General features: G+C 73.0%; 18 protein-coding genes. 13 read left to right on the plus strand and 5 right to left on the minus strand.

Features of this window, described 5'->3' with window-relative positions; translation table 11 throughout:
- Positions 1-577: 577 nt before the first annotated feature.
- The 9 genes from IF43_RS0128075 to IF43_RS0128115 all read left to right on the plus strand — a co-directional run bounded on the left by IF43_RS0128075 (position 578) and on the right by IF43_RS0128115 (position 11,361).
- Complete coding sequence (locus IF43_RS0128075; protein ID WP_030206674.1) at positions 578-1,567, plus strand: ABC transporter permease; 990 nt, start codon at positions 578-580, stop codon at positions 1,565-1,567.
- Between the two features lie 48 nt (positions 1,568-1,615).
- The gene (locus tag IF43_RS0128080) at positions 1,616-3,376 is read left to right on the plus strand and encodes an ABC transporter substrate-binding protein (RefSeq protein WP_030206676.1); all 1,761 of its coding nucleotides are present in this window, start codon (positions 1,616-1,618) and stop codon (positions 3,374-3,376) included.
- Positions 3,377-3,503: 127 nt separating this feature from the next.
- A complete protein-coding gene (locus IF43_RS0128085; RefSeq protein WP_030206677.1) occupies positions 3,504-4,505 on the plus strand; it encodes an ABC transporter permease in 1,002 nt (333 codons plus the stop codon).
- A 35-nt stretch (positions 4,506-4,540) separates the two neighbouring features.
- Complete coding sequence (locus IF43_RS0128090; protein ID WP_030206678.1) at positions 4,541-5,626, plus strand: ABC transporter ATP-binding protein; 1,086 nt, start codon at positions 4,541-4,543, stop codon at positions 5,624-5,626.
- A gap of 5 nt (positions 5,627-5,631) precedes the next feature.
- The gene (locus IF43_RS0128095; RefSeq protein ID WP_078910521.1) at positions 5,632-6,783 is read left to right on the plus strand and encodes an ABC transporter ATP-binding protein; all 1,152 of its coding nucleotides are present in this window, start codon (positions 5,632-5,634) and stop codon (positions 6,781-6,783) included.
- Positions 6,784-6,872: 89 nt separating this feature from the next.
- Positions 6,873-7,535: a trimeric intracellular cation channel family protein gene (locus IF43_RS0128100; protein WP_030206680.1), complete on the plus strand. Its 663-nt coding sequence runs from the start codon at positions 6,873-6,875 to the stop codon at positions 7,533-7,535.
- A gap of 118 nt (positions 7,536-7,653) precedes the next feature.
- The gene (locus tag IF43_RS0128105) at positions 7,654-8,925 is read left to right on the plus strand and encodes an MFS transporter (RefSeq protein ID WP_234332563.1); all 1,272 of its coding nucleotides are present in this window, start codon (positions 7,654-7,656) and stop codon (positions 8,923-8,925) included.
- A gap of 26 nt (positions 8,926-8,951) precedes the next feature.
- Positions 8,952-9,806 (plus strand): thioesterase family protein, encoded by an 855-nt coding sequence (locus IF43_RS0128110; RefSeq protein WP_030206691.1) that lies wholly within the window; start codon positions 8,952-8,954, stop codon positions 9,804-9,806.
- A gap of 391 nt (positions 9,807-10,197) precedes the next feature.
- On the plus strand, positions 10,198-11,361 hold the full coding sequence (locus IF43_RS0128115; RefSeq protein WP_030206694.1) for a cysteine desulfurase family protein: 1,164 nt from the start codon (positions 10,198-10,200) through the stop codon (positions 11,359-11,361).
- A 17-nt stretch (positions 11,362-11,378) separates the two neighbouring features.
- Here IF43_RS0128115 and IF43_RS0128120 read toward each other — a convergent pair whose 3' ends face one another.
- Together IF43_RS0128120 and IF43_RS0128125 are read right to left on the minus strand one after the other, a co-directional pair.
- Positions 11,379-12,266, minus strand: a complete 888-nt coding sequence (locus IF43_RS0128120) for a hypothetical protein (protein ID WP_030206696.1) — start codon at positions 12,264-12,266, stop codon at positions 11,379-11,381.
- 81 nt (positions 12,267-12,347) lie between these two features.
- Entirely contained in the window at positions 12,348-12,830 is a 483-nt protein-coding gene (locus IF43_RS0128125) for a hypothetical protein (protein WP_158939528.1), read from the minus strand.
- 225 nt (positions 12,831-13,055) lie between these two features.
- On the opposite strand from IF43_RS0128125, the gene IF43_RS0128130 reads away from it, so the two are divergent.
- A complete protein-coding gene (locus tag IF43_RS0128130; protein WP_234332561.1) occupies positions 13,056-14,942 on the plus strand; it encodes an AfsR/SARP family transcriptional regulator in 1,887 nt (628 codons plus the stop codon).
- Here IF43_RS0128130 and IF43_RS0128135 read toward each other — a convergent pair.
- Positions 14,897-15,553, minus strand: coding sequence for an N-acetylmuramoyl-L-alanine amidase (locus IF43_RS0128135; RefSeq protein ID WP_030206701.1), 657 nt, complete (start codon positions 15,551-15,553; stop codon positions 14,897-14,899). The two genes, IF43_RS0128130 and IF43_RS0128135, sit on opposite strands and share 46 nt — an antisense overlap.
- 64 nt (positions 15,554-15,617) lie before the next feature.
- Between IF43_RS0128135 and mnmA the strand changes: the two genes are divergently transcribed.
- The 3 genes from mnmA (at position 15,618) to IF43_RS0128155 (ending at position 18,711) form a co-directional block, all read left to right on the plus strand.
- Entirely contained in the window at positions 15,618-16,748 is a 1,131-nt protein-coding gene (mnmA, locus tag IF43_RS0128140; protein WP_030206702.1) for a tRNA 2-thiouridine(34) synthase MnmA, read from the plus strand.
- An 88-nt stretch (positions 16,749-16,836) separates the two neighbouring features.
- Positions 16,837-17,064, plus strand: coding sequence for a hypothetical protein (locus IF43_RS0128145; protein ID WP_030206703.1), 228 nt, complete (start codon positions 16,837-16,839; stop codon positions 17,062-17,064).
- 201 nt (positions 17,065-17,265) lie between these two features.
- Complete coding sequence (locus tag IF43_RS0128155) at positions 17,266-18,711, plus strand: FG-GAP-like repeat-containing protein (protein ID WP_030206705.1); 1,446 nt, start codon at positions 17,266-17,268, stop codon at positions 18,709-18,711.
- 89 nt (positions 18,712-18,800) lie between these two features.
- Here the strand turns inward: IF43_RS0128155 and IF43_RS0128160 are convergent, their stop codons facing one another.
- Together IF43_RS0128160 and IF43_RS0128165 are read right to left on the minus strand one after the other, a co-directional pair.
- On the minus strand, positions 18,801-22,151 hold the full coding sequence (locus IF43_RS0128160) for a S8 family serine peptidase (RefSeq protein WP_030206707.1): 3,351 nt from the start codon (positions 22,149-22,151) through the stop codon (positions 18,801-18,803).
- 244 nt (positions 22,152-22,395) lie between these two features.
- The gene (locus tag IF43_RS0128165; protein ID WP_078910519.1) at positions 22,396-23,487 is read right to left on the minus strand and encodes a GlxA family transcriptional regulator; all 1,092 of its coding nucleotides are present in this window, start codon (positions 23,485-23,487) and stop codon (positions 22,396-22,398) included.
- Positions 23,488-23,590: the final 103 nt, after the last annotated feature.

Here is a 23,590-nt window from a genome sequence, read left to right on the forward strand (position 1 = left end):
CCCGCGCCCCCCCGCGCCCCGTCCCCCGTCCGGAATCCGAGACGACCCTCCCACCGGCCGCGCCGACCCGCTTCGGTGCGGTCTTTGTCGTATGTCCGACCTGTCCCGATGCATCCGCCCAAGAACTGCTCATCAAGAGCCAGTTGGGCCCGATGTCCGATCCGCGCGGTACGGGTGGTGTTGAACCGCTGAGCCGCGCGCCCGGTCCGGATAACGGAAGACATCAAGCCACATCACGGTTGCGCATCACATCCCTGTCGGGTCTGGCGGGTGATCGCGGCGCCGTTGAAGACTCCCCCCCACGAAGAGCTGACCGGCCCCCCGGCCACCGACTCTTCACGTGCACGTCAGCCACTTGTTTCCGGCCAACCACGTGCACCCGCACCGCATCGCACAGCACCGCAAGCACCGCAGAGCACCACTGCCCCAACCACCACGGGGCAAAGCACCGCACGCACAGCAACGCAAATCCGAGCACTCGCTCCACCAGCGACACCGCGACACCGATGTGAACCAAGCCGCTACAGCGGCGGGCATGGGCCGGCCACCCGTCGGCCGAGAGGGGTCCCCTAAAACGATGACGGCACCACTGCACGACACAGCCGCGGACGAGATAGCCGCCGTCGCCGCCGAAGTCCCTGCCAAGGCCATCGAGGGTCGTTCGCCCGGCAAGATCGCGTGGATGCGCCTCAAGCGCGACAAGGTCGCGCTCGCCGGCGGGTTCATCGTGATCGCCCTGATCCTGGTCGCCATCTTCGCCCCGCAGATCGTGAGTCTGCTGGGCCACCCGCCGAACGAGTTCCACGAGGACCTCATCGATCCCGACCTGAGCATCCCCAAGGGGGACTGGGGCGGCATCAGTTCGGACTACCTGCTCGGCGTCGAGCCCATCAACGGCCGCGACGTCTTCAGCCGGATCGTGTACGGCTCCCGCATCTCGCTCCTGGTGGCCTTCCTCGCGGCCTTCGTCTCCGTGGTCATCGGCTCGATCCTGGGCGCCCTGGCCGGCTTCCTCGGCGGTTGGGTGGACGCGGTCATCAGCCGCGTGATGGACCTGCTGCTCGCCTTCCCGCAGCTGCTGTTCACCATCGCCCTGGTCTCCGTGGTCCCCAACGAGCTGTGGGGCCTGACCGGCACCGGCGTGCGCATGGGCGTCCTGATCGTGGTCATCGGCTTCTTCGGGTGGCCGTACATCGGCCGCATCGTGCGCGGCCAGACCATCTCCCTGCGCGAGCGCGAGTACGTCGAGGCCGCCCGCTCCCTGGGCGCGGGCCGCGGCTACATCCTCTTCAAGGAGATGCTGCCGAACCTGGTGGCCCCGATCCTCGTCTACACGACGCTGATCATCCCCACGAACATCCTCACCGAGGCCGCCCTCAGCTTCCTGGGCGCCGGCGTCAAGCCCCCCACCGCTTCCTGGGGAAAGATGCTCTCCGACGCCATCAGCACGTACCAGGCGGACCCCATGTACATGGTGGTCCCCGGTCTCGCGATCTTCCTTACCGTCCTTGCGTTCAACCTCTTCGGGGACGGGCTGCGTGACGCACTCGACCCCAAGGGCAGCTGAACCGTTTCATCTGATTCACCTGAATCCATTCCTGGAGGTTGGAACACCGTGATCCGCAGAAAGCAGGCAGTCGCGATCGCCGCCGTGGCGGCCGCCCTGTCCCTCACCGCCACCGCGTGCGGCGGCGGCAAGGACGGCGACAACGGCAAGGACAACGCGGGTGCCGCGTTCAACGCCGCGACCAAGGGCATGGTCAACGTGTCCGACAAGAAGGGCGGCGAGCTCAAGCTCTGGTCGCCCCAGGACGTCGACTACCTCGACCCGGCGCGCGCCTACTACGGCTTCGTCTGGAACATGCAGCGCCTGTACATCCGCCAGCTGCTCGCGTACGACAGCAAGCCGGGCGCCGCGGGCACCAAGCTCGTCCCGGACCTCGCCGAGGCCCTGCCGGTCCTGAGCAACGGCGGCAAGACCTACACGCTGAAGCTCAAGGACGGCGTGAAGTTCGAGGACGGCACGCCGATCACCTCGAAGGACATCAAGTACGGCATCGAGCGCGTCTTCGCCCAGGACGTCCTGTCCGGCGGCCCGACGTACCTGATCGACATCCTCGACCAGGGCCAGAAGTACACGGGTCCCTACAAGGACAAGGACCCCAACAAGCTGGGTCTGAAGTCCGTCCAGACCCCGGACGACAAGACGATCGTCTTCAACCTGGCGAAGCCCAACTCGGACTTCTCCTACCTGCTGGCGATGCCGTCCTCCTCCCCGGTCCCGGCCGCCAAGGACACCGGCGCGAAGTACACCAACCAGCCGGTCGCCACCGGCCCGTACAAGGTGACCTCCTTCACCGCGGGCAAGGGCGCCACCTTCGAGCGCAACCCGAACTGGGACCCGAAGACCGACACGATCCGCAAGGGTCTGCCGGACAAGGTCTCCTTCACGGTGACCACCAACCCGGAGGACATGGACCAGCGCCTGCTCAACGGTGACATCGACCTCGCGGTCGACGGCACCGGCGTGCAGACCGCGGCCCGCATCAAGATCCTTCAGGACCCGAAGCTGAAGAAGAACGCGGACAACCCGTTCACGGGCTACATCCGCTACTTCGCCTTCCCGCAGACGGTCAAGCCGTTCGACAACATCGAGTGCCGCAAGGCCGTCATCTACGCGGCCGACCCGACCTCGCTGCAGACCGGCCGCGGCGGCCCGACCTCGGGTGACCTCGGCGCGAACATGCTGCCGCCCGGCATCCCCGGCGCCGACAAGTCGTACGACCCGTACGGCCTGACCGGCGGCAAGCCGCAGGAGGCGAAGGCCAAGGAGGCCCTGGCCAAGTGCGGCCAGCCGAACGGCTTCAAGACCACGATCGCGGTCCGCAACAACCGCGCCGCCGAGGTCAAGACCGCCGAGTCCCTGCAGGCCGCGCTGAAGAAGGTCGGCATCGAGGCCGCCATCGACCAGTACGACGGCAAGCTCTCCTCCTCCACGATCGGCTCGCCCGAGAACGTGAAGAAGAAGGGCTACGGCATCATCGTGATGGGCTGGGGCGCCGACTACAACTCCGGCTCGGGCTTCCTGCAGCCGCTGGTCGACGGCTCGTTCATCCTGCCGAACGGCAACAACAACTACACGATGATCAACGACCCGGAGATCAACGGCCTGTTCGACAAGGCCGCTGACGCCGCGACCCCCGAGGCCGCCGCTCCGTTCTACACGGACATCAACAAGAAGGTCATGGAGAAGGCGCTCTACCTGCCGATCAACTTCGACAAGGCCTTCGTGTACCACAACCCCCGCCTGACGAACGTCTACTTCAACGACTCGATGGGCAAGATCGACCTCGCCACCGTGGGCGTCGTCAAGTAACAGCAGGACACAGCAGGACATGTGCCTTCACCCCACATGCGCTAGTTCGAAGGGCAGGTGAAGGCCGCAGGCGGCGGCTGCCGTCCCCACAAGGGGCGGCAGCCGCCCGCCCAGGCGGCCGACTGCAGTGCTCGTCTACCTCATCCGGCGGCTGTTCAACGTCGTCGCAACGCTGCTGGTGGTCTCCGCGGTCACCTTCGGCATCTTCTTCGCGGTGCCGAAACTCACCGGCAGCGACCCGGCGCTCATGTACGCCGGTCGGGAGACCAACGAAACCGCTCTTCAGGGCATCCGCGTGAAGATGGGCTTCGACAAGTCCATCCCCGAGCAGTACGGACTGTTCCTCAAGGGCATCGTCGCCGGCCGTGACTACAACCAGGGCACGGACGTCACGCACTGCCCGGCCCCCTGCTTCGGGTACTCCTTCAAGGCCGAGCAGCCGGTCTGGGAGATGATGCTCGACCGCATCCCGGTCACGCTCTCCCTCGCCAGCGGCGCCGTGGTCCTCTGGGTCTTCGGCGGCGTCTTCACCGGCGTCGTATCGGCGCTACGAAGAGGCACCATCTGGGATCGGGCGACGATGATCACGGCCCTGGCCGGCGTCTCGCTCCCGATCTACTTCACCGGCCTGCTGGCCACCTCGGTGTTCGTCTACTCCCTGGAGTGGCTGGACGCCAGCAACTACGCGCCACTGGCGGAGGACCCGGCGGCCTGGTTCAACAGCATGATCCTCCCGTGGGTGACGCTGGCGTTCCTCTTCGCCGCGACCTACGCCCGGATCACCCGCGCGACCATGCTGGAGGTCCTCGGCGAGGACTACATCCGCACGGCCCGCGCGAAGGGCCTCAAGGAGAACGTGGTCATCGGCAAGCACGCCCTGCGTTCCACCCTGACGCCCGTCATCACCCTCGTCGGCCTCGACCTCGGCGGCCTCCTCGGCGGCGCCGTGCTCACCGAGACGACGTTCAACTTCCAGGGCCTCGGCACCGCCGCGGTCGGCGCCATCGGCGCCGGTGACCTGCCCGTCATCATGGGCGTCACCCTCATCGCGGCCTTCTTCGTCGTCATGGCGAACCTGATCGTGGACATCCTGTACTCCGTCGTCGACCCGCGCGTGAGGCTGACGTGACCGAGACCAACCAGCACAACGAAGGCGCCCCCGCCGTGGGGACCGCCACCGGTCCGGTCGGCATCCCCGAGCAGGCCGGCCCCCGCCCCGAGGCCTTCCTCTCGGTGCGCAACCTCAAGGTGCACTTCCCGACCGACGACGGCCTGGTCAAGTCCGTCGACGGGGTCAGCTTCGACCTGGAGCGCGGCAAGACCCTCGGCATCGTGGGCGAGTCCGGCTCCGGCAAGTCCGTCAGCTCGCTGGCGATCATGGGCCTGCACCGCACCGGCCACAGCCGCAACCGCCCGAAGATCGAGGGCGAGATCTGGCTGGACGGCCAGGAGCTGATCCGCGCCGACGCCGACGACGTCCGCCGGCTGCGCGGCCAGAAGATGGCCATGGTCTTCCAGGACCCGCTGTCGGCGATGCACCCGTACTACTCGGTCGGCCACCAGATCGTCGAGGCGTACCGCACCCACAACGACGTCGACAAGAAGACCGCGCGCAAGCGCGCGATCGAGATGCTCGACCGGGTCGGCATCCCCGAGCCGGGCAAGCGCGTGGACGCGTACCCGCACGAGTTCTCCGGCGGCATGCGCCAGCGCGCCATGATCGCCATGGGTCTGGTCAACAACCCCGAGCTGCTCATCGCGGACGAGCCGACCACCGCCCTCGACGTCACCGTCCAGGCGCAGATCCTCGACCTGATCCGGGACCTGCAGAAGGAGTTCGGCTCCGCGGTCATCATGATCACGCACGACCTCGGCGTGGTCGCCGAGATGGCCGACGACATCCTCGTGATGTACGGCGGCCGGTGCGTCGAGCGCGGCTCGGCCGAGAAGGTCTTCTACGAGCCCCGGCACCCGTACACCTGGGGCCTGCTCGGCTCCATGCCGCGCGTGGACCGGGAGCAGACCGAGCGCCTCATCCCGGTCAAGGGCTCGCCGCCGAGCCTGATCAACCTCCCGAGCGGCTGCGCCTTCAACCCGCGCTGCCCGTACGCCGACATCCCCAAGGACGGGATCACCCGCACCGTGCGGCCCGAACTGACGGATGACGGGGGCAAGCACTGGTCCGCCTGCCACATGTCGCAGGAGGAGCGGACCCGGATCTGGACCGAAGAGATTGCGCCGAAGCTGTGACCGACATGAAGAAGACGGACGCGGCCGACGTCGAGAAGCAGGACGCCGCGGCCAAGAAGGGGTCCCTCGTCCCCGCGCAGGCCACCGGTTCCCCCGAGCCGCTCCTGCGGGTCTCCGGCCTGACCAAGCACTTCCCCATCAACAAGGGGCTGCTGCGCCGTCAGGTCGGTGCGGTCAAGGCCGTCGACGGCATCGACTTCGAGGTCTACCCCGGTGAGACCCTCGGCGTGGTCGGCGAGTCCGGCTGCGGCAAGTCGACCATGGGCCGGCTGATCACCCGGCTGCTGGAGCCCACCGGCGGCAAGGTCGAGTTCGAGGGGAAGGACATCACGCACCTCGGCGTCTCGGCCATGCGCCCGATGCGCCGCGACGTGCAGATGATCTTCCAGGACCCGTACGGCTCGCTGAACCCGCGCCACACGGTCGGCACCATCATCAGCGCCCCCTTCAAGCTGCAGGGCGTCGAGCCCGAGGGCGGCCTGAAGGCCGAGGTCCAGCGGCTGCTGTCGCTGGTGGGCCTCAACCCCGAGCACTACAACCGCTACCCGCACGAGTTCTCCGGCGGCCAGCGCCAGCGCATCGGCATCGCCCGCGCGCTCGCACTCAAGCCGAAGCTCGTGGTGGCGGACGAGCCGGTCTCGGCGCTCGACGTGTCGATCCAGGCCCAGGTGGTCAACCTGCTGGACGACCTCCAGGACGAGCTCGGGCTCACGTACGTGATCATCGCGCACGACCTGTCGGTCATCCGGCACGTCTCGGACCGCATCGCCGTGATGTACCTCGGAAAGATCGTCGAGCTGGCGGACCGCACGTCGCTCTACGACTCCCCGATGCACCCGTACACCAAGGCCCTGCTCTCGGCGGTGCCGGTGCCGGACCCGAAGCGGCGCGGCGCGAACACCGGGCGCATCCTGCTCAAGGGCGACGTGCCCTCGCCGATCTCGCCGCCGAGCGGCTGCCGCTTCCACACGCGGTGCTGGAAGGCGACGCAGATCTGCAAGACCACGGAGCCGCCGCTGCTGGCGCTCAAGACCGGTCACCAGGTCGCGTGCCACCACCCCGAGAACGCGCCGGACCAGGCGCCCGGGGACGCGGCCCTGCCCGAGGGCGGGCCGGCGGACGCGTCGGGGTCGGCGGTCGAGAAGACCGACGACTGAGGCGGAGAAGTACCCGTCACGGGCGGGCCGGGGTTCTCCCCGGCCCGCCCGTGACCGTTTGCGACCGTTTCTGACGGCACAATGTTTCGGTGCTGCACAACCTGTTCACCCCGACCGCGCTCCACTCCCTCGACCTGGTCGGCATCTTCGTCTTCGCCCTCGCGGGCGCGCTCCTCGCCGTGCGCAAGAACTTCGACGTCTTCGGCATCGCGATGCTGGCCGAGGTCACCGCCCTGGGCGGCGGGCTGTTCCGCGATCTGATCATCGGAGCGGTGCCTCCGGCCGCGTTCACGGACTTCGGCTACTTCGTCACGCCGCTCATCGCCGCCGCGATCGTCTTCTTCCTGCACCCCGAGGTGGCCCGGATCAACCGGTCGATCAACGTGCTCGACGCGGCGGGCCTCGGCCTGTTCTGCGTCACCGGGACGACCAAGGCCTACGAGTACGGGCTCGGCCTCACCCAGTCCGCCGCCCTCGGCCTCGCGACGGCCGTCGGCGGCGGCGTGCTGCGCGACGTGCTCGCCAACGAGGTGCCCTCGCTGCTGCGCGACCGCGAGATGTACGCCGTACCGGCGATCGTGGGTGCCGCCCTGACCGCGGTGTTCCTGTCCTTCGACGTGCTCAACGGCGTGACCAGCTCGATCGCCGTGATCACCGCCTTCGGCTTCCGGCTGGTCGCCATGCGCTTCCACTGGCTCGCGCCCCGCGCCTGGAACCGGCGGTCGGGGGTGGCGGAGGACTCGGAGGCGTAAGGCCTCCCCGGGCCGTCCGTAAGGCCCTCCGGAGCGGGACCGGGGCATCCGCCGCGGCGAGACGTAGGGCGGTCGCCCGATGCCCGGGATCCATCTCACCTCGCACGCTGGCCCCGTGATCAAAGGCATCGGAACGACCACGACGGTCCTGCGGGACCGCAACGCCCGGCTCTACCTCTCCGGCACGCTGGTGTCCGACTTCGGCACCGCCGCCCTGTGGCTGGCCGCGGGCGTCTGGGTGAAGACGCTGACCGGCTCGGACGCCCTCGCGGCACTCACGTCCTTCGCCCTCTGGGTGCCGGTCCTGGCCGGCCCGGCGCTGGGTGCTCTGGCCGACCGACTGCCCCGGCGGCCGCTGCTGGTCGCGGTCGGCCTCGTGATGGCGGCGGTGCTGCCGCTCCTGCTGCTGGTCGACTCGGCGCGGGGGGTGTGGCTCGTCTTCGCCGTCCTCCTGCTCTACGGGGCCGCGGGCACGGTCCACGACGCGGCGGAGGCGGCCCTGGTCGCCCGGACCGTCGACGCCCGGCTGCGCGGGCACTTCAACGGGCTGCGCATGACGGCCGCGGAGGCCATGAAGCTCGTCGCTCCGCTGGCCGGCGCCGGGCTGTGCGCCCGTTTCGGCGGCGGCGCCGTGGCCCTGCTCGATGCGGCGACGTTCGCCGTCGCGGCCCTGATGTTCGGACTCCTGAGGCTGCCCGCCGCAGCGGAGGGGCCGCGCCTGCCCGGCCGGAGGGAGGCGGACGGCGGGCGAGGACGGGGTGGGCTCGCGGCCGGCCTCCGCGTCCTGCGGGACTCGCCGGTCCTGCGGCCGCTGGTGCTCGCCGGTTCGGCCGTCATGCTGCTCGCCGGGCTGAACGGCGCCGCGATCTACGCCGTCGCCGACCGGCTCCTGGGCCGGGCCCCCGCGTACGTGGGCGTGCTGTACGCCGTCCAGGGCGCCGGCTCGGTGGCCGCCGGACTCGCCGCCGGACCGCTGCTGCGCCGGCTGCCGGAGCGGGCCTGCGCCGCGCTGGGCGCCGCCCTGTTCGCGCTCGGGGCGGGGGCCCGGGCCCTGCCGTACGACGCGGCGGCCCTGTGCGGCAGCGCAGCCGTCGGCCTGGGGCTGCCGCTGGTGCTGACCGCCGCCCTGACCGCGGTGCAGCGGGAGACGCCGGACGCGGTGCTCGGGCGCACCGCGGCGACCGCGAACACGCTGCTCTTCGCCCCGAACGCGGTGGCAATCGCCCTCGGGGCCGGGCTGGCCGCAGTGGCCGACGTGCGGATCGTGCTCGCCGGGGTGGCAGGGGCGGGTCTGGTGGTGGCGGGGGCGCTGGCGCGGGGGACGCCGCGGTGCGGGGCCGGGCGGCCGGGGCGCGAGGAACCGGCGACGGAAGAAAAAGCTACCGCTTAGTAGCTACCGGGGGTAAACTTCACGCCATGGCACAGGCAGCGCAGGCAACCATCGGTGACAGCGAGTTCGACCGGGACACCGGCGTCACCCCGCGCGCGGACGAGCCGGGCGTCTTCGACGCCGAGCTCTCCGCCGGGTGGACGATCATCAGCGCCGTGAACGGCGGCTACCTGCTGGCCCTGGTCGGACGGGCCCTCTCCGAGGCGCTCCCGCACCGGGACCCCCTCACCGTCTCGGCCCACTACCTCACCTCCTCGGTACCGGGCCCCGCGGTCATCCGCACCCAGCTGGTCCGTTCCGGCAACACGCTCTCCACGGGGCAGGCGTCCCTCTTCCAGTACGACGCCGACGGCGCCGAGGTCGAGCGCATCCGGGTCCTGGCCTCGTACGGCGACCTCGACGCGCTCCCCGACGACGTCCGCACCACGGCGGTGCCGCCCGCCATGCCCGACTACTACGACTGCTTCGCCGCCGACGCCGGCCCGGCCCCGATCCCCGGCAGCTCGGCCATCGTCGACCGGCTCGCGCTGCGCCTCGACCCGGCCACCGCCGGCTGGGCGGTCGGCGCGCCGTCCGGCAAGGGCGAGATGCGGGCCTGGTTCGGTCTGGCCGACGGCCGCGACGCCGACCCGCTCTCGCTGCTGCTGGCGGTGGACGCGCTGCCGCCGACCGCCTTCGACCTCGGGCTGATCGGCTGGGCGCCGACGGTCGAGCTCACCACCCACGTCCGCTGCCGGCCGGCCCCCGGCCCGGTGCGGGTCGCCATCACCACGCGGAACCTGGCGGGCGGCTTCCTGGAGGAGGACGCCGAGGTCTGGGACTCCGCCGGCCGCCTGGTCGCCCAGTCCCGCCAGCTCGCCCGGGCTCCCCGCACGTCCTGACGCACGTCCTGACCCCGGCCCGCCGGCGGTGCCCCGCCCCGGGCCGCCCCTCGCAGCTCCCGACGCGGCCGCAGGGACAGGCACCCCGGCCGCCGCCCCTCGCAGCTCCCGACGCGGCCGTGCCGCCCGGCGCCCCCAACCCGCCGACGGCCGCCCACACACCACGGGGCACCCTCGCGAAGCCACGGTGGAACGGTGGGTGGGGGGACGGCCCCGCAGGGCGGAGGCGGGGGGCCTCGCGTACCGACGGCGAAGGCCGGCCCCCGGTGGCAGTAGCCCGTATCCGCTGACGAGGGCACCCGGCACCGCCCCCCCCCGCGTGCCCCGCACGGCCAACAGCGTGCTCCCACCGGCACGATCCCGTCGCCCCTCCCCCTAGAATCGGGGAACCATGGCCTACCTCGACCACGCCGCGACCACACCGATGCTCCCCGAGGCCGCCGCCGCGATGGCCGCGCAGTTCGGGGTCACCGGCAACGCCTCCTCCCTGCACGCGGCCGGCCGCCGGGCCCGCCGTACCGTCGAGGAGGCCCGCGAAGCGCTCGCCGAGGCGCTCGGTGCCCGCCCCAGCGAGGTGGTCTTCACCTCCGGCGGCACCGAGTCCGACAACCTCGCCGTCAAGGGCCTCTACTGGGCCCGCCGCGACGCCGACCCGGCCCGCACCCGCGTCCTGACCAGCCCGGTCGAGCACCACGCCGTCCTCGACGCCGTCCACTGGCTCGGCGAGCACGAGGGCGCCCGCGTCGAGTACCTCCCGGTCGACCGGTACGGCCGCGTGCACCCCGACGTCCTGCGCGAGGCGATCGAACGCAACCCCGACGACGTGGCCCTGGCCACCGTCATGTGGGCGAACAACGAGATCGGCACCGTGATGCCGGTCGCCGAACTGTCCGCCGTCGCCCGGGAGTTCGGCGTCCCCCTGCACTCCGACGCGGTGCAGGCGGTCGGCCAGCTCGACGTCTCGTTCGCCGACTCGGGCCTGGCCGCGATGACCGTCAGCGCCCACAAGATCGGCGGCCCGTACGGCATCGGCGCGCTGCTGCTGGGCCGCGACCAGAGCCCCGTACCCGTCCTGCACGGCGGCGGTCAGGAGCGGCACGTCCGCTCCGGCACCCTCGACGTGCCCGCCGTCGCCGCCTTCGCGGTGGCCGGCCGGCTCGCCGCCGAGCGCCGCGAGCGGTTCGCGGCCGAGATCGGCGCGCTGCGCGACGAGTTGGTCGGCGCCGTGCTGGCCGCGGTCCCGGACGCCGTCCTCGGCGGCGACCCGGTCGACCGGCTGCCGGCCAACGCCCACTTCAGCTTCCCCGGCTGCGAGGGCGACTCCCTGCTGCTCCTGCTCGACGCCCAGGGCATCGAGTGCTCCACCGGCTCCGCCTGCACCGCGGGCGTGGCCCAGCCCAGCCACGTCCTGCTCGCCACCGGCACCCCGCCGGACCTGGCCCGCGGCACCCTGCGCTTCTCGCTGGGCCACACGTCCACCAAGGACGACGTGGCCGCCCTCGCCGCCGCCCTGGGCCCCGCCGTCGAGCGCGCCCGCACCGCCGGCCTGATGTAGCCCCGGCCGCCCCGGGGTCAGCCGGCCGGTCCGAGGACCCGGTCGGCGGCCGCCGCCTGCCGGGCCAGCAGGGCCCTGCGGGAGGCCAGTACGTCGGGGTGGGTGTCCAGCCACTCCTGCTGCACGACGGCCAGCCGCCGGTACGCCGTGGCCAGGAACCCGGTCCGCAGCTTGCACCGGACGTCCGCCGCGATCGCGGGGTGCTCGCGGAGCTCGCGGTCGTGCGGCAGTGCCCGGGCCATGTCGACGGGGTCGCGGGCGTCGATCCCGGCCCCGTGCATGCAGGTCCGCCAGTGTTCGAGCGCGTCCCGGTAGTCCGGGTCGGAGCCCAGGCGTGCCAACGCCTTCGTCTCGCCCTCGCCGAGGCTGATGCGCACGGCCAGCCAGCGCTCCCGGCCGTCGCCGAGCAGGCGCTCCTCGGCCTCGGCCTGGCAGCCCGCCCGGGGGATCCGGACCCTGATGCGGCTGCCCTTGACGGTCAGGGTGCGCGCGGGGTCGCCGTACAGGGCCCGGCCGAAGGCCTCGCTCTCGGGGTGCTCGGCGGGCAGCGGCTGCGGTTCCGCGGGCGCCGCGAGCGTCTCGGTTCCGAACGGGGTGGGGCGCGACACCGGGTCCTGGGGTCCCGCGACCGGGGCGGGCCGCAGGGTGAACCCCTTTCCGGCCATGCAGTCGACGGCCAGCTGCTGCTCGGCCCGCTTCACGCGCGCGGCGGTCGGCGAGTACGCGTAGAGGGTGGCGTAGATCGGGGGGCGCAGGCCCTGCGCCGTGAGTTCGGCGGCGGTCGGCGGGCGGTGGGGAGCGGTGGGGTGGGGGGCCATGACGGTCCGGGCGCCGGCGGTGAGCGCGAGGACGGCGGCGGCAGCGGCGCAGGCGCGGCCGCGGCGGCTCGCGAGCAGCGGTGGCACGGGGGCTCTCCTCGGGTTCCGGGCGGTGGACCGGGCCCGGCGGCGTGCCGCCGGGCCCGTGGTGCGCGGCGCTCGGGGCGGTCAGTAGCAGTCGGTCGAGGTGCGGCCGGGCAGTGTCAGCGCGCTCGCCCGGTCGCGCAGAGCCGTCGGCAGCGGGTCGCCGTTCTGGGTGCCGGGCTGGTCCACGGTCGAGCCCGAGTCGACGTAGTGGCCCGGGTTCAGGCACCACAGGAAGGTGCCGCCGTAGGTGTCCCAGTAGTGGCTCTCGTAGTTGCTGTTGCTGGAGTTGCTCGCCGAGGCCACGTTGTTGTTGACCGTCTGGTTCAGGCCCGCGCCGTTCACGTTGTACTCGTCGAAGGTGTCGTTCGAGAAGTCGTGGTCGCCGTTGAAGTAGGAGTGGCGGGCGCTCTGGATCGTCCCCCAGAACACGCAGTGGTTCCCCGAGGCGCAGTTGGGGCCGGCCGCGGCCGGCGTCGCGGCCAGGCCCCCGCCCAGCGCCAGCATCGCCGTGGCGCCCGCGAGGAGCCCGATCCGCCTGCGCATCCCGCCGGTTCGTGAGGTCACGAGGTGTCCTGCCTTTCGTCGCACGTGAGCAAGTGGTGGTCGCGGATTGGTGCGGACCTCACTGTGCAGTCGGGCGGTGCAGGACTGACGCAACATCAGCCCAGTCCCGCCCCAGGCCCACCGCAGCGCACGGAGTGGCCGGTCCGCGTCTTCCTCCGCACGGCTCGCGTGCGTCAAAGTTCCTGCGCTGGCTCGGCCGTCTCGGGGGGAGACATGGAGTTCCGGTTGCTCGGACCCGTGGAGGTCTGGTCGGAGGGGCACAGGCTGCGGTCGTTCGCCCAGAAGCCCACCGCCCTCCTGGTCGCCGGCCTCGTCGACGCGGGCCGGGTCGTCACCGTCGACCGGCTGGTGGACGCCATCTGGGGCGAGGACCCGCCCGCCACCGCCGCCAAGCTCGTGCAGAGTTACGTGGCGGTCCTCAGGCTCGTCCTGCACCAGCCGGGCTCGGCCCCCGTCATCACCACCCGGCCGGGCGGGTACGTCTTCGAGGCCCCGCCCGCCGCCCTGGACCTGCACCGCTTCCAGCACCTGCTCGACCGCGGCCGCCAGGAGTGCGTCCGGGGCGGCCACGCCGCGGCCGTCGAGACCCTGGAGGCCGCCCTGGCCCTGTGGCGGGGCCCCGCCCTCGGGGGCCCCGCCAGCCCGCTGCTGCGCGCCGAGGCCGAACGACTGGAGGAGATGCGCACCGCCGCGACCGAGGCCCTGCTCACCGCCCGGCTGGAGGCCGGCGGCGGCCAGGAGCTCGTCGGCGAGCTCACCCGCCTGGTGGCCGCCCACCCGCTGCGCGAGCGCCCGCGGGCCCTGCTCATGGTCGCCCTGGAGCGGTCCGGCCGCCGGGCCGAGGCCCTCGCCGTCCACCGGGACGCCCGGCGGGTCCTGCGCGAGGAACTGGGCGTGGACCCCGGCCCGGAACTCACCGCCCTGCACGCCCGGCTGCTCACCGCGCCGGCCCACGGCCACGGCGAGGAGGCCCTGCCCCCGCTGCCCGGCCCGCGCGCGGCCGAGACCGGCCGGCCGCACCGGCCGGCCCAGCTCCCCGCCGCGCCGGCGGCCCTGACCGGCCGGGCCGAGGAGCGCACACGTCTCCTCGCGGCACTCGAAGGGAGCACGGACGACCGCTGCGCGCCGGTGTGCGTCGTGCACGGCATGGGCGGCACCGGCAAGACCGCCCTCGCGCTGCACGTGGCCCACGAGGCCGCGGCCGGCTACCCCGACGGCCTCCTCCACACCAATCTGCGCGGCTCGGACCCCACCGCGGCGGCCGACCCGGCCGAGGTCCTCGCCGCCTTCCTGCGCGCCCTGGGCCTACCGCCCGCCGACGTGCCGGCGGACCCCTCCGAGCGGGCCGCGCTCTACCGCACCCTGCTCTCCGCCCGCCGCGTGCTCGTGGTGCTCGACGACGCCGCGGACGACCGCCAGGTCCGTCCGCTGCTGCCCGGCGCAGGAGCGAGCGGCGCGCTCGTCACCAGCCGGCGCACCCTGCCCGCCCTCGACGCCGCCCTGCGCGTGGCCCTGCGGGTGCTGGGCCACCGCGACAGCCTGGAGCTCCTGGACCGCTGCACCGGTGGCTCCGCGGTGGCGGCGGACCCGGAGGCGGCCGCGGCGGTCGCCCGGCTGTGCGGCGGACTGCCGTTGGCCATCCGGATCGTCGGTTCCCGGCCGGGCACCGGCGGGCGCCCGTCCCTGGGCGTGCTGGCGGCCAGGCTCGCGGACGAGCGGCACCGGCTGGACGAGCTGAGCGCGGGCGACCTCGACGTACGGGCCTCCGTCTCGCTCAGCTACCGCGCACTTCCCGAGAGCGGTCGCCGGACCTTCCGGCGGCTCGGCGCGCTCGGCCCGGCCGCGTTCGGGCCCGCGGCCGCCGCACCGCTGCTGGGGGTGTCCGTAGCGCAGGCCGGGCGCCTGGTGGAGGCACTGGCCCAGGCGCACCTGCTGGAGCCGGCCGGGTCGGGGGCGGACGGGACGCCCCGGTACCGCTTCCACGACCTCGTGCGCCTGCACGCGTGCGAGCTCGACGTCGAGGAGCCGCCAGGGGCGCCGGGTGCGCCCCCCTGCGCCCCGCCGGCTCAGCCCGCGTGCGGCCTCAGCGCGGCCCGGACCAAGGCGATGTAGCGGTCCCAGTCCCAGTGCGGGCCCGGGTCCGTGTGGTCGGCGCCGGGGACCTCGCTGTGGCCGATGATGTGGGTGCGGTCGGCCGGGAAGTCGTACCGGCGGCAGATGTCCGCGGCCAGGCGCGCCGAGGACGCGTACATGGCGTCGGTGAAGTCCTGGGGACGGTCCACGAAGCCGACGTGCTCTATGCCGACGCTGCGCTCGTTCATCGAGCGGTTGTCGGCGTGGAAGGCCACGTCCAGCTCGCGCACCATCTGCTCGATGTGCCCGTCCTTGTTGACGATGTAGTGCGCCGAGGCCTTGTGGAAGGGGTTGCGGAAGGCGTCCACCGAGCCCTTGAAGCCGCCCTGCGTGACGTGCACGACGATCCGGTCGATCCGGTAGTCGGCCGGCCGGTCGGCCATCCGCCAGTTCGCCGGGGAGGCCGCGGTCCAGCGCGCGCCCTTGTGGTCGAGCTCGCCCTCCTTGCGGGGCTTCGAGACGCCGGGCAGCAGCCAGTAGCCGCGCTGTATGTCGTCCCGCTCGGCCACGCCCACGCCCACGAGCACGCCGAGGCCCGTGATCAGCAGCGCCCGCCGCGCCGGCCCCTTCTTCCTGCCCGCCACACCCATCACCCCCACCGGTTGAGAACGTCTGTGCCCCGTGCACGGTTCCCCCCGTACTCTGGTGGGTGCTATGACACAGAATCCGCAGCCGCGCCGTCCCCTCCGCGTTCTCGCCGCCATGTCCGGCGGCGTGGACTCCGCCGTCGCCGCCGCCCGTGCCGTCGAAGCGGGCCACGACGTGACCGGCGTCCACCTCGCCCTCTCCGCGAACCCGCAGTCCTTCCGCACCGGGGCCCGCGGCTGCTGCACGATCGAGGACTCCCGCGACGCCCGCCGGGCCGCGGACGTGATCGGCATCCCGTTCTACTGCTGGGACCTGGCCGAGCGCTTCCGCGAGGACGTGGTCGAGGACTTCGTCGCCGAGTACGAGGCCGGCCGCACCCCGAACCCGTGCCTGCGCTGCAACGAGAAGATCAAGTTCGCCGCGCTGCTCGACAAGGCCCTCGCCCTCGGCTTCGACGCCGTCTGCACGGGCCACTACGCCACAGTCGTGGAGAACCCGGACGGCACGCGCGAGCTGCACCGCGCCTCCGACATGGCCAAGGACCAGTCGTACGTCCTCGGCGTCCTCGACGAGCGGCAGCTCGCCCACGCCCTGTTCCCCCTCGGTGACACGATCACCACCAAGGAGGAGATCCGGGCCGAGGCGGAGGCCCGCGGCCTGGCGGTCGCGAAGAAGCCCGACAGCCACGACATCTGCTTCATCGCCGACGGCGACACCCAGGGCTTCCTCGCGAAGCGGCTCGGCACGGCCGAGGGCGACATCGTCGACGAGGCGGGCACGAAGCTCGGCAGCCACGACGGTGCGTACGGCTTCACGATCGGCCAGCGCAAGGGCCTGCGCATCGGCCACCCGGCGCCCGACGGCAAGCCGCGCTACGTCCTCGACATCTCGCCCGTGACCAACACCGTCACGGTCGGCCCCGCCGAGGCCCTCGACGTCAGCGCCCTGACCGCGATCAAGCCCCGCTGGTGCGGCGCGACCCCGGCGGCCCCGGGCACGTACACCGCCCAGCTGCGCGCGCACGGCGGCGAGACCGAGGTGTACGCCGAGGTCGTCGACGGCGAGCTGCGCGTCCGCTTCACCGAGCCGGTCCGCGGCGTCGCCCCCGGCCAGGCCATCGTCCTGTACGACGGCACCCGCGTCGTCGGCTCCGCGACCATCGCCTCGACGGTCCGGGCCACGGCCGGGGCGGTCTGAGGGGTCCAACCGGACCGCCGGGTCCGACATGCCATCGCCCGCATGGTGGCATCGTGAAGGTGCGCTCACTGAGTCCCTGGAGGCCGCGATGTCCGAGACGACCGTGAAGAAGTCCGTCACGATACGCCGCTCCATCGCGGAGGAGATCGAGGAGCGGGCCGGCGCCGGCGGGTTCTCCAGCTTCGTGGACGCCGCGGCCGAGCACTGGCTCGCCCTGCTCAAGGCGAGGGAGATCGTCGAGGACCACGAGCGGCGCTTCGGGCCCCTGTCGGAGGACGCGCTGGAGGAGGCACGGCGCGCGTGGCGAGGCGAGTGACCCCGCGCGTCGAGACGGTGCGCGTGGGCCCGGTCCTCGTACTCGATGCCCAGCCGATGTCACTGCTGGCCGAGGGCGCCCAGGACGGCTACGGGAGGGCTTGAACCGGACCCACTGCGTCCGGCCTCCCGGTGACCGCTTACAGTCCCCTGCACACCGCCCGCGGGGGCGGGGACGAGCACTTGGGGAGGGAACATGCGCATGCGCCGGGATTGGGCAGCGCTCGCCGTCGCGGTGGCGACCGTGGCGGGGTCGGTGCTGGTGGGGGCGGGGACCGCGGCCGCCGCGCCGGTCGCGCACCGCAGCGACTTCAACGGCGACGGGTACGAGGACTTCGTGACCAGCGCCCCGGCCGCCACCATCGGCGGCAAGGCGGGCGCGGGCTACGTGGCGGTCGTACCGGGCGGCCCGAACGGCCTCGTCACCGCCCAGCGCAAGGTGATCAGCCAGGCGACCGACGGCGTCCCCGGGGACCCCGGCACGGACGACAACTTCGGGTACGCGCTGGCGACGGGGGACTTCAACGGCGACGGGTACGACGACCTCGCCGTGGGCGCCCCGCGCGACCGTACGGGCAGCACGACGCGCCTCAGCGATGCCCCCGGATCCGTCACCGTGCTCTACGGCAGCCCCGCGGGGCTGGTGAAGGCGGCCCGCGCCATGGGCGTGACCGCGGGCGCGCAGACGGGCTACGCGGTCACGGCCGCCGACATGGACGGCAACGGCCGGCCGGAGGTCGTGGCGAGCGAGTACCGGGTGGCCGGCTACGGCGGCCTGGGTCGCTTCACGGTGTCCAAGGGCGGCACCGCCCTGACCCGGACCGCCGACTACGCCACCTTCGGCGTCTACGGGCTGGCGGCCGGCGACGTGGACGGCGACGGCCACGACGACGTGGTGGCCCAGTGGGCCTCCAACGGCCTGCGCATGTTCGGCGTGTTCCACGGCGGCAAGCTGTCGGACGCCTCCGTGTGGTGGCCCGGCGCCTCCGGCATGGGCGGCTCCGCCGCGGCCGTGGGGGACCTCGACAAGGACGGCAAGGCGGAGATCGTCCTCGGCCGCGAGGACAGCCCCTGGTACGCGGCCGGCGGCGACGTCGCCATCTGGAAGGGCCGCACCGGCGGCCTCACCGACGAGCCCCAGCGGGTCGTCACCCAGGCCACCGCCGGCGTGCCGGGCACCGCCGAGGACGGCGACCGCTTCGGTTCCTCGGTCGCGCTCGGCGACCTCAACGGAGACGGGCATCTCGACCTCGCGGTCGGCGCCGCCGGCGAGGACACCGGCACGGCCGCGGACAGCGGCTCGGTGACCCTGCTCACCGGCAGCGCCACGGGCATCGTCACCGCCACCGGAGGGCTGGTGCTCACCCAGAACACGACCGGCGTGCCCGGCGCGAACGAGACCCACGACCAGTTCGGCCAGGGCGTCGCCCTGGCCGACCACACCAAGGACGGCAAGGCCGAGCTGGCCGTCTCCGCGGTCGGCGAGAACAACACGGCCGCGGCGTGGCCCTACTACGGCGACGGCGCCGTCACCATACTGCGCGGCTCGGCCACCGGCCCGGCGGCCACAGGTGCGCAGAGCCTCACGGCCGCGGCCTTCGGCGTCAGCCCCGCCGGGCAGCCCTTCGGCTGGGCCTTCGCCCGCTGATCCGGCGGGCCGCGGGGCCCGGGAACACCGGCGGCCCGCCGGAGCGCAGGAGCGTTCCGGCGGGCCGCCGTCGTCACATCAGAGGCCGGTCACCCCGCGTAGTACGCCCGCAGGATCGTCACCTCGTGCCGGTTGCCCTGCTTGTCCACGGCCGTGGCGCGGAAGGACACCGCCCCGCCCTTGCCGGGGTTCGCCACGCTCACCGCGCCGTTCCTGACGGGCAGCTTCTGCCAGCTGCGGCCGTCGTCGTACGAGTACCAGACGGTCAGCGAGCCCAGGTTGCGGCCCGCCGCCGAGCCCTCCACGGTGACCGGGACCCGGACCGTCCGCCCGGCCGGCGAGGTGCCGTCCACGGCCACCCGCGGCGTGAAGCGGACCACCGAGGCCGGCAGCTGCGTCGCGTCGACGGTCTTCGCCGAGCGGAAGGTCCAGCTCGCCACGACCTTGGTGGAGGTCCGAGACACCGCCGGGTCGCGTTCGACGGTGGTGGTCAGCTTGTACGCGGCGTCGCCCGCGGGCACCTTGAAGGAGTCGCCCAGCGGCTCGTCCTTGCGCCCGATCTCGGCGCCGTCGCGGTAGAGCACCGTCCGGGCCCTGGTGAGGACGGACCCGCCCGCGTGGCCGGCGCCGTCGGCGAGGATCGGCACGTACCCGCCGATCCGGTTGCCCTTGCGGGAGATGCCCAGGTCGGGTCCGAGCGCGGGGCCGAAGACGCCGGTGTTGAACGTCTCGCGGTAGGAGTGCTCGGGCTTGTACCCGACGGTCCGGCCGGAGTAGGTCGCCTCCGTGATCGGGAAGCCCTGCTCGTCGCGGCCGCCGTACTGCTCGGCGTTGATCTGCCAGTCGGCCTCCAGCGCCGCCAGGTGGAGCGTGACCGTGGTGGGCAGCTTGCGGGTGGACGTCGTCCCGCTGCTGCCGCCGCCCCCGGGGATCATGCCGAAGGCGGTCAGGCCGCCCTCCTTGCCCGGGTTGTCCACGCCGACCGTGACCTTGACCGTGGCCAGGTCCTTGTCCTTGAAGTGCCGGACGTAGCCGGTGGCCAGGCGCTCCGTCTTGCCCCCGAGCGCGGCGTGGTACTCCTCCTGGGAGCCGTACGACCAGTGCGTGTCGAACTGCTGCACCAGGGAGCCGTCGGTGATCGCGGGCCCGGCGTGGGCGGTGTAGAACCCGTCGTACGAGTTCAGCCACCAGCCGAAGCCCGTGCCGCCGTCCCGGTCGGTGACCGTGTACGACGGGACGGCGAACTCGGTGGTCGCGGTGCGCGGCGGGACGGTGATCACCACCGGCTTCGCGGTGCGGGCGTCGAGCGTGACCGCGGTGTCCCTGGTGACGTCCAGCCGCGGCCGGGAGACGGCGCTGACGCCCTTGGTGGCGTCCTTCGGGTCGTTCGCGATGCCGGAGTCGAGGACGTACCGGCCCTTGGGCACGCGCAGCGAGGCCGTGCCGGAGGCGTCGAACGGGTTGAGCCAGGTGCCGCTGCCGAGCCCGCTGATGCCGGCCAGGCTGCTGAAGTAGTCGGTGGCCGGCTTGCCGTCGCGGCCGAGGAACTTCAGCGTCAGGTCGTACGACTCGACCTCGCGCTCCACCGCCGCCGCGGTGCGCACGCTCTGGCCGCCGCCCGTGGCGGTCACGTACGCCGAGTACGCCCCGTCCCGCGTGCCCCCGAGCCGGGTGTCGGCGGTCAGGTCCACGGACGCCGTGCCGTGCGCCGGGACGGTGACCCGCTTCGCGCCGAGGGCGAAGAAGCCTGCCGGGGCGGGCTTGCCGTCGGGGCGGGCGGCGGCCAGGGACAGCGCGAGGGTGACGGGCGCGCCCGTCAGGTTGCGGTAGGTGACCTTCTTCGTGACCGGCTTGTCGTCGGTGTGCGGCCACTGCTGCTTGGCGAAGCCGACGGACACCGGCTCGGCGACGACCTTCTGGTGCAGCGCCTTGTCGACGGCGATGCGGCCGCTGCCCTGCTCGAAGGCGGTGTAGGCGCCCGGCTTGGTGGAGGCGGTCAGCACGCCCTTGAGGTCGGCGCCCTTCCACTTCGGGTGCTGCTGCTTGAGCAGCGCCGCGGCGCCCGCGACGTGCGGGGTGGCCATCGAGGTGCCGGAGATCGTCAGGTAGCCCTTCGGCTCCTGGCCGACCTCCTTCTCGATGACGCTGCCGGGCGCGGCGGCCGCGGTGATGTCCACGCCGGGGGCGGTGACGTCCGGCTTGATGGCCCCGTCGCCCACGCGCGGGCCGCGGCTGGAGAAGTCCGCCAGCTTGTCGTGGTCGTCCACCGCACCGACGGTGAGCGCGGCCTCGGCGCTGCCGGGCGAGCCGACGGAGCCGGGTGCCCCCGCGTTGCCGGCCGCGATCGCGAAGAGGACGCCCTTCTCCTTGCTCAGCCGGTTGACGGTGGCTTCCATCGGGTCGATGCCGGGCTGGTCGGCGCCGCCGAGGCTGAGGTTGATGACGTCGGCTCCCTGGGCGACGGCCCACTCCATGCCGGCGATGATGCCGGAGTCGTCGCCGGAGCCGCCGTCGTCGAGGACCTTGCCGTTGAGCACGGTTGCGCCGGGGGCCACGCCCTTGAACTTCCCCCCCGAGGCGGCGCCGGTGCCGGCCGCGATGGAGGCGACGTGGGTGCCGTGGCCGAAGTGGTCGGTGACGTCCGCGGCGAGGCTGAAGTTCCGCTGCGCGACGACCTTGCCCTTGAGGTCGGGGTGGGTGGCGTCGACGCCGGTGTCGAGGACGGCGATCTTGACGCCCTTGCCGTCGTACCCGGCCGCCCAGGCCTTGTCCGCGCCGATCTGCCGGGTCGACCTGTCGAGGCTCGCGGTGCGGATGCCGTCGAGCCACACCCGGGCGATGCCGGCGGCGGTGGTGCGGGAGGCGCTGCCCGACTGCGCGCGGGTGAGGGCGTTCCACACGGCGGTGGTGCCGCGCTGCGCGGTGGTGACGGCCTCGGCGTTGAGGGCGCCGAGGGTGCGGCGGACCGTGCTGCCCTTGGTCCGGTGCAGCTCGGTCTTCGCGGCGCCGCCGGCGCCCTCGTACTGGACGATCAGCTGCAGCCCGCCGTGCCGGGTGCGCAGGTACTCGGGGCGGCCGAGCTCGGTGATGTCGAAGAGCCGGGCGTCCAGCGTGCCGGCGTCGATCAGGCGCTGGGCGTCGTACGGGACCACGCGGACGTGTCCGTCCACGCGCTGCACGGACACCGGGACGCCCTCGCGGCCCTTGGCGCGCTCGATGCCGTACGGGCGGCCCTTCGCGTCGACGAGGACGCGGTCGCCAGTGATCAGCGCGATGCGGGTGGTGCCCTTGGCGGCGCCGGCCTTCGCGGCCGCGGCCCCGGCCGAGGTGGCCGGTCCGGCCGGTGCGGCGACGGCGGGGCTGGTCAGGCCCGCGGCCAGCGCCACGGTGGCGGCGGCGGCGACGGTGGCCGCACCCGCCCTCTTGAGTCGGTTCTGCAACGTCTCATCCCCCCTGGATGAAGGGTCATCGGCACGGGGGGACAGGTCGGCCCCCGGCAGAGGCAGTATCTGCACGGGAGTTCGAGCGGCTCAACAGAGTGGCTCAATATGGCAGTTGTGGCGGTTGCGACACGGCCGGATCGGAACGGTCCGTCACGCGGCGGTCGCAGGGCGGTCATGGGGCGGTCAGGCCGTGCCCGGTCGCGCCGTGTACGCCCTACGGTCCTGCGGGCGTGCGGCGAGGTCACACGGCGGCGGGCTCGCGGGCCTGGAACGTGCGCCGGTAGGCGATAGGCGAGATGCCGAAGGCGGCGCGCATGTGCTGGCGCAGCGAGTTGCCCGAGCCGAACCCGGCCCGGTGCGCCACCAGATCGACCGGAAGATCGCTGGTCTCCAGGAGTCCGCGGGCCAGTTCGAGCCGCTGCGCGGTCAGCCACTGCACCGGCGTCATCCCGACCTCGTCCCGGAACCGCCGGGTGAACGTCCGTACGCTCATCCCCGCCTGGTCAGCCAACTCAGCCAGCGTCAGCGGCTGTTCCAGCCGGTCCAGCGCCCAGGCCCGGGCCTCCGAGGTGGTCGCGAGGGTCGGCTCGGGCACGGGCCGCTCGATGTACTGCGCCTGGCCGCCGTCGCGCCACGGCGGCACCACGCACAGCCGGGCCGTCAGGTTGGCCACCGCGCTGCCGTGGTCGCGGCGCACGAGGTGCAGGCAGAGGTCCACGCCGGCGGCCACCCCGGCGGAGGTGAGCAGGTCCCCGTCGTCGACGAAGAGCACGTCCTCGTCGAGCTTCACCCGCGGGAAGGCCACCCGGAAGTCCCGGGCGTCGTACCAGTGGGTGGTCGCGGGCCGGCCGTCCAGCAGCCCCGCGGCGGCCAGGACGTGCGAGCCGGTGCAGATGGACACCAGGCGCGTGCCGGGCCGGATCCGGGCCAGGGCGGCGCGCAGGTGCTCGGGCAGGGGCGCGCCCTCGAGCAGCTCGTCCATGCCGTGGGTGGGCGGGATGATCACGGTGTCGGCCCACTCCAGGGCCTCCGGGCCGGCCGTTCCGGAGATCGTGAAGCCGGAGTCGCTGTGCACCGGGGCGCCGTCCGCGGTACAGACCCGGACCTCGTACAGGCGCTGCCGGTCCTCGCCGTAGGCGTTGCCGAAGACCCGGCTCGGCATGCCGAGCTCGAAGGCGGGGACGCCGGGCAGCGCCAGGACGGCCACCCTGTGCGGGGCGGGCGGGGTCGGGGGGAGCTCACCCGGGTGGACGAGGTCGGCCGGCAGCACCGGGTTCCCGGGTTCCCAGTGCTCGCCGGGGGTGGTGGGCTGCGGGTGCGCGTCACTGGCCATGGCCAGATTCTGTCACATCATGGCCATCCGGCCATGACCATGGAGGGCCCCCGGACCCCACAGTGAATGCATCGCACCAGTTCAGCGGCCCTCCCGGGCCACG

The organism is Streptomyces sp. NRRL S-87, from assembly GCF_000719335.1.
Lineage (GTDB): Bacteria > Actinomycetota > Actinomycetes > Streptomycetales > Streptomycetaceae > Streptomyces.

Excerpts from the sequence above, each read along its gene's own strand:
- IF43_RS0128075 (WP_030206674.1), top strand. The coding sequence starts at position 578 with ATGACGGCACCACTGCACGACACAGCCGCGGACGAGATAGCCGCCGTC.
- IF43_RS0128095 (WP_078910521.1), top strand. The coding sequence starts at position 5,632 with ATGAAGAAGACGGACGCGGCCGACGTCGAGAAGCAGGACGCCGCGGCC.
- IF43_RS0128110 (WP_030206691.1), top strand. The coding sequence starts at position 8,952 with ATGGCACAGGCAGCGCAGGCAACCATCGGTGACAGCGAGTTCGACCGG.
- IF43_RS0128115 (WP_030206694.1), top strand. The coding sequence starts at position 10,198 with ATGGCCTACCTCGACCACGCCGCGACCACACCGATGCTCCCCGAGGCC.
- IF43_RS0128135 (WP_030206701.1), bottom strand. The coding sequence starts at position 15,553 with ATGGGTGTGGCGGGCAGGAAGAAGGGGCCGGCGCGGCGGGCGCTGCTG.
- mnmA (WP_030206702.1), top strand. The coding sequence starts at position 15,618 with ATGACACAGAATCCGCAGCCGCGCCGTCCCCTCCGCGTTCTCGCCGCC.
- IF43_RS0128145 (WP_030206703.1), top strand. The coding sequence starts at position 16,837 with ATGTCCGAGACGACCGTGAAGAAGTCCGTCACGATACGCCGCTCCATC.
- IF43_RS0128155 (WP_030206705.1), top strand. The coding sequence starts at position 17,266 with ATGCGCCGGGATTGGGCAGCGCTCGCCGTCGCGGTGGCGACCGTGGCG.
- IF43_RS0128165 (WP_078910519.1), bottom strand. The coding sequence starts at position 23,487 with ATGGCCAGTGACGCGCACCCGCAGCCCACCACCCCCGGCGAGCACTGG.